The organism is Rhizobium sp. BK376, assembly GCF_004341625.1.
GTDB lineage: Bacteria > Pseudomonadota > Alphaproteobacteria > Rhizobiales > Rhizobiaceae > Rhizobium.
Genome location: NZ_SLZG01000078.1, coordinates 1 through 2969, shown reverse-complemented (window position 1 = coordinate 2969; position 2969 = coordinate 1). Strand labels below are relative to the sequence as shown.

Sequence of the window (2969 nt, the reverse complement as noted above, 5' to 3'; positions counted from 1 at the left end):
CGCTCATTCGGAGCGCAGCGGACGGAAGTCGCCATCGGCTGCTCGGTCCTCAATAGAATGATGGCATGCGCACGCCCGAAATCCGTCCGCTGCAACACTGCAACGCCGTAGCAACAGCATCAAAGACGGAATGCCGTTCCTTCAACGACCCGCGCACCAAAGCCCCTCCGACGCGCAAAGGTCTCTGGAGCAGGCGATCAAGAGGCTGGGCAAGATGATGAAAGTGGCGGCATGACGTACGAGCGAGCACATACTCGGTACACGGATTTCCGCAACGTCGACCGTCTGGCACGCCTTCGCCGCATGCGCGGGCTGGCGCGCCTCATGGACACGGCGTTACGCATCCCCGGAACACGCTTTTCCTTCGGAGCGGATTCAGTGATCGGGTTGGTTCCAGGTGTCGGTGACTTCGCCGGCGCTGCGATCAGTCTCTACATCGTCAACGAGGCGAGGCGCCTTGGCGTGCCGAATGACAAGCTTCGCAAGATGCTGGTCAATATCGGTTTCGATGCGGCGGCCGGGAGCGTTCCGTTGGTCGGTGACCTCTTCGACGCCTACTTCAAATCCAACCGCCGTAACCTCGACCTCATTCTGGAACACTTCGGTCTCGACCATTCCGATCTCGATCGAAGAGGGTCGCCACGTGGAACCGGCCCGTTTAGCCGGTATGCTTAATCACTATCCGTAACGCCGATCGAGTTCTTTGAGGGCAGCCTGAACCTCATCAATGGAAACCGCCTCCGGTGTTCCAGGCATATGGCGAAACGCCGGTTTGGAGTCGACGGCGTAGGAGTCCGAAGCCCAAGACGCCAGGATGGTCCGCTTGTCGTCTGCCGAGACGGCGGTCGCTTTCACCACGTCAAGCGGCCGCTCAATCTGCAGGCCTTGAAGCAGAACCGATGGCCCCATTGCCATAGCGTTGTTGGCCGCCTGCTGCAAAATCTCGTGCATCTCGGCCTCCTTAGCGAACGTGCGGATCTTTGTCGTGCCGGCGACGATAGGCCACGATCACGTCGGTTTCCGGCGCCAGCAGATCGTGTTTCGCAGCGAAGGCAGCGAACAGACCGCGCGCGGTCTCGGCTTCGATATCACCTCGTAGAGCCGCACTGCATGCCTTAAGCGCCACCGAATAAGCCGTGTCGCGCAACGATGCTGGCCATTCGGCGAGATGCCGGTAGGCATCCATGACGGTTCTGACCTCAGCAGGAAAGCCAAGGCCGACAAGGATGGTGACAGGTTCTCTGAACATATCGGGTTTCATGACGCTCTCCTTTCCAACCCGCGATGTCGATGGGCGCCGCCCCGACGGCGCCCGTCTTCCAAGGTTTTCAATCAGGCGGCTTTCTGCGCTTCGATCTGCGCCGGGGCGACCTTTTGTGCAAAAGCCGGATTGGTCTGGATATCGATCCTACGCGGCTTCAACGCCTCGGGGATCTCACGGACGAGATCGATCGACAGGAGACCGTTCTGCAGATCAGCGCCGTTCACCCTGACATGGTCGGCAAGCTCGAACCGGTGTTCGAACGGCCGACCGGCGATGCCTCGATGCAGGTAGTTATCGGCAGGGGCGTCCTGTTTCTTTCCGGTGATCGTCAGCAGGTTGGACTGGAAGGTGATGTCGAGATCGCTCTGCTCGAAACCTGCCACAGCTACCGAGATCCGGTAGCTGTCATCGCCGGTCTTGACGATGTCATAGGGCGGCCAGTCGCTGATCGAGCGGGCGCGCTGGGCGTTTTCGAGAAGATTGAAAACCCGATCGAAGCCGACGGTCGAGCGGAAGAGAGGTGCATAGTCGTAAGATGTTGCCATAGCCATATCCTCCTTGAAGCAACATGGGTACGGAAGCGCCGAAAGCGGCGCTCCCAGCAAGGCCAGCTCTATGTTCAGCAGCTGGCGGAAAACGATTTGGTTTTCGAGAATCTTGGATTCAAGATCCGTGGCGCAAAAATTTTGTCCCCAGTAAGATCGGACGATTTTCGACTTCATTCGCTTGCATCTTTGCCGGTGAATGCCCCATCCTGTCCACGCGCCGACAAGTCTGCCTTATCGCCCCTTCAGTGGACAGATCGACTGATAACCCGGTGAGGGTACGCAGCCTTGAACTGCGCCATCATCGCGCTGGCCTGCTGCAGCAAACGTTCGGTCTTTTCAGGATTATCGCGAGCGAGTTCATCGGCATTGACCCGCATTGCTTCCGCCATGGTGGCGGACATCATTGCGAATTTTCCTTCTCCGTAGACCAGCGCTTCTTTTGAGGCGGTCGCAAGCCACCGGGCAAAATCCACGATGATCTCTTCGCGTTCATCGATGCCAACACTCTTGATGATGTTGATATTCTCTTCCATGCAGGTGTCACTCCATACACAATCGGCGCTCACACCGAGTTCGATGCCTCGGGCGGTCGATGAGCTAGGAAGCGGAAAAATCAAATTCAAGGTTCAGTTTAGCTTGAACTCACCCTCGACACGGCGCCATTCGTTCGGTCCGACCAGGCGCTGGTGGCTGTAGCGGACGGAGTGCAGCGGTCCGTCGAGGCTGTCGCGCCAGAAGTCCAGGAACCTGTGCATCTCGGGGAAATCAGGTGCGAGATCGTAGTCCTGCCAAACATAGGTTTGCAGGACGGATTCGAAGTCTGGAATGCGATAGAGGATATGCGCGGTGGTCAATCCATAGCCATTGAGCTGACGCTCCAGGTCCGATGAGAAATGCATGCTTCATCTCCGTTTCGTGACACTGTGAAGGTGGGGCAAAATTTCCCGGCCATCAACGATTTTCTGAACGCTCAAGGCTGTTTCTTGTTCCCTTTCAGTGCGTTAGCAGCCACTACCTCCGAGTGCTATTTTTTCCTCTCACCCCTCTTGAAATCAAAAAAGACCGAAAATAAATTTTGGCCGCGAACGCTCGATTGAGGTTCGCACCCGCCCGGACTGGTCATCCGGTCCGGCCAGGGTTCTAACGTCATCTTTTTT

The 2969-nt window shown here is 57.3% G+C and carries 6 protein-coding genes and 1 pseudogene; 2 read left to right on the top strand and 5 right to left on the bottom strand.

Annotated elements, in window-relative coordinates; translation table 11 throughout:
- Both EV561_RS36800 and EV561_RS36795 read left to right on the top strand, forming a co-directional pair.
- Positions 1-111, top strand: a pseudogene (locus EV561_RS36800) (IS5/IS1182 family transposase); the annotation flags it as partial.
- A gap of 120 nt (positions 112-231) precedes the next feature.
- A complete protein-coding gene (locus EV561_RS36795) occupies positions 232-675 on the top strand; it encodes a DUF4112 domain-containing protein (protein WP_132528756.1) in 444 nt (147 codons plus the stop codon).
- 3 nt (positions 676-678) lie between these two features.
- Here EV561_RS36795 and EV561_RS36790 read toward each other — a convergent pair whose 3' ends face one another.
- From EV561_RS36790 to EV561_RS36770, 5 genes are all read right to left on the bottom strand, one after another.
- Entirely contained in the window at positions 679-951 is a 273-nt protein-coding gene (locus EV561_RS36790) for a hypothetical protein (protein WP_132528755.1), read from the bottom strand.
- A 10-nt stretch (positions 952-961) separates the two neighbouring features.
- Positions 962-1261 (bottom strand): DUF982 domain-containing protein, encoded by a 300-nt coding sequence (locus EV561_RS36785; RefSeq protein WP_132528754.1) that lies wholly within the window; start codon positions 1259-1261, stop codon positions 962-964.
- Between the two features lie 71 nt (positions 1262-1332).
- A complete protein-coding gene (locus tag EV561_RS36780; protein WP_132528753.1) occupies positions 1333-1809 on the bottom strand; it encodes an Hsp20 family protein in 477 nt (158 codons plus the stop codon).
- A 245-nt stretch (positions 1810-2054) separates the two neighbouring features.
- Positions 2055-2345, bottom strand: a complete 291-nt coding sequence (locus tag EV561_RS36775) for a hypothetical protein (protein ID WP_132528752.1) — start codon at positions 2343-2345, stop codon at positions 2055-2057.
- 93 nt (positions 2346-2438) lie between these two features.
- A complete protein-coding gene (locus EV561_RS36770) occupies positions 2439-2711 on the bottom strand; it encodes an usg protein (RefSeq protein WP_132528751.1) in 273 nt (90 codons plus the stop codon).
- Positions 2712-2969 lie beyond the last annotated feature (258 nt).

Bases quoted from the DNA above. Each gene is read 5' to 3' on its own strand.
- EV561_RS36775 (WP_132528752.1), bottom strand. From the start codon at position 2,345: ATGGAAGAGAATATCAACATCATCAAGAGTGTTGGCATCGATGAACGC.
- EV561_RS36785 (WP_132528754.1), bottom strand. From the start codon at position 1,261: ATGAAACCCGATATGTTCAGAGAACCTGTCACCATCCTTGTCGGCCTT.
- EV561_RS36795 (WP_132528756.1), top strand. From the start codon at position 232: ATGACGTACGAGCGAGCACATACTCGGTACACGGATTTCCGCAACGTC.
- EV561_RS36770 (WP_132528751.1), bottom strand. From the start codon at position 2,711: ATGCATTTCTCATCGGACCTGGAGCGTCAGCTCAATGGCTATGGATTG.
- EV561_RS36780 (WP_132528753.1), bottom strand. From the start codon at position 1,809: ATGGCAACATCTTACGACTATGCACCTCTCTTCCGCTCGACCGTCGGC.
- EV561_RS36790 (WP_132528755.1), bottom strand. From the start codon at position 951: ATGCACGAGATTTTGCAGCAGGCGGCCAACAACGCTATGGCAATGGGG.